We start from the raw sequence: 1886 nt of genomic DNA on the forward strand, positions 1-1886 counted from the left end.
GGGTTTTGGGGTTTTAGTTCAATTTCCCCACTTCCCCCCGCAACGGCTCGACTGAGCGTCGCCGAACGTCGCGCACGAAGTGGTCTCCCCAATTCATCATTCATAATTCATAATTCATAATTCCCACTCCCCCCACACCCAACACCCGACACCCCACTTGCCCCTTTCTTATCAGCTTTAGTAATGATTGTCATCGGTTTTTTCAATCGAATAAATAAAAACGCCCCCAAAAAGGAAGCGTTTTTTAACTTATCATGAGGACTTAGCAAAATGTGTGCAGAGTTAGAACGCGGATGTTGGATGGGGATCCAGCATCTGTTTATTTTTAACCATCGATCGCCGGCACTGTCAAGGCCATGGGGATAGCATCACCGGAAGCTAAATCGAGGGGGAAGTTATACGTTCAAGTATATTTACAGCCCCCGCAATTGTCTCCCTTTTTTGGGTTTATTTATTTCAAAAATTATCTCTTTATTTGTATATTTTTAAACTTGTATAAAATTGATTTAAGTTTTGTAAAAATTAGTTGACAAAATCCAATCTAGATGGAACATCACCCTATCCTTAAGGTTGACAAAATGTGGTAAGGTGGACTGAGTAATAAAACTGATCACTAACCTATTATCAGTGACCACTGCCAAATTCACCAGAGAAGGCTAAATATAACTATGTCCAAACGGTTTAAATTCGACTCCTCCGAGATGATTTATCTCACCGATAAACTGATGAATGTGGCCAGCAATCGTTACTCGATCGTCGTGCAAGTCGCTAGACGGGCCAAGCGGGTCCGCTACGATACCGTAGAAAATATCGACGACCCGATGATTAAACCCGTCCAACGGGCCCTGATGGAAATGACCGACGAATTAACCGAACCGGAATTATTACGCGATTAATCCCCTAAAATTGCTGGGGAGCAACCCCTAAACTTCATCGGGGTTGATACCCAGCGCTCTTAGTCTTTCCGCTAGTCGTTGGGCTTTTTGTTCCGCTTCCTGTTTGGCTAAACCTGCTTGAGCGGCGATCGCTTCTGCTTCCTGTTTGGCTAAACGTTCTTGAGTGGCGATCAAACGTTCTTGCTGGGCGATCGCTTCCGCATTCATTGCCCTTTCCTCTGCGGTTAAATAGCGATTTCCCGATTGATCATACCAATAAAGCCATTCTCGCACCCAAGCGATATGTTCTCCCTGCTCATATCCCAAGGCTAACCCGATTTCTGGCAACCATACCCGATTATTTTCAGACTCTAAAAGCTCGTATTTCCCCGCTATCAGCTTATAAACCTCTAATCTCTCTCTATTTTTAAACCTTCCCCTTCTACCGCTCAAGGGATTATAAATTGCATAGTAGAGAACGCCTAAGGTTTGATAATCCGCTAACTTTCCCTCATATTCCCCATTATATTTCTCAGAAATCACTTCCAAGGCCAATATCGGCATAATATAAGCTTCTTCCCAGAGAACATAGCTTAATCTTCCCCTTTCTCCGGTATCGTGTTTGACTCCAATGGCTAAAAATCCATCGGGTACGATCGCTGGTTCGTCGGGATTGTAATAAATCCCCATATCGACACCAAAATACCAATCATCCCGCTCCATCCAAATAAATGCTAATAAACTGAGTAATAGATTGGGAATATCGTTCTGTAACTGGTTATCCACGGGCGTTTCGTCAGAACAGGGCAATTCTTCGGCACTGGGAAGAAGGCGATTTTTATTGTAGGAAAGGTTAACCATAGCGATTGTTTTGACTAGGGAAGTGGTTCTTCTGGTTTCTGTGTGGAAACGAGGTCTATACTGATAGTTTATTTAACAAAATAGTTCTAAAAGTCTTTCCCAGTAAACATTTCACGATTTCATAAGCAAAAATTATCACACAAAGTCGAG

The 1886-nt window shown here is 42.9% G+C and carries 2 protein-coding genes; one reads left to right on the forward strand and one right to left on the reverse strand.

Annotation, left to right across the window (positions count from 1 at the left end; all coding sequences use genetic code 11):
* Nucleotides 1–668 precede the first annotated feature (668 nt).
* Entirely contained in the window at nt 669–896 is a 228-nt protein-coding gene (locus tag IQ234_RS20680; RefSeq protein WP_002737694.1) for a DNA-directed RNA polymerase subunit omega, read from the forward strand.
* A gap of 27 nt (nt 897–923) precedes the next feature.
* On the opposite strand, the gene IQ234_RS20685 is transcribed toward IQ234_RS20680, so the two are convergent.
* Nucleotides 924–1736 (reverse strand): Uma2 family endonuclease, encoded by an 813-nt coding sequence (locus IQ234_RS20685; protein WP_193958451.1) that lies wholly within the window; start codon nt 1734–1736, stop codon nt 924–926.
* Nucleotides 1737–1886: the final 150 nt, after the last annotated feature.

The organism is Microcystis aeruginosa LEGE 91341 (assembly GCF_015206885.1).
Taxonomy (GTDB): domain Bacteria; phylum Cyanobacteriota; class Cyanobacteriia; order Cyanobacteriales; family Microcystaceae; genus Microcystis; species Microcystis aeruginosa_H.

What these genes read in the sequence shown, in the direction of transcription:
- IQ234_RS20680 (WP_002737694.1), top strand. Translation starts at nt 669, where the DNA reads ATGTCCAAACGGTTTAAATTCGACTCCTCCGAGATGATTTATCTCACC.
- IQ234_RS20685 (WP_193958451.1), bottom strand. Translation starts at nt 1,736, where the DNA reads ATGGTTAACCTTTCCTACAATAAAAATCGCCTTCTTCCCAGTGCCGAA.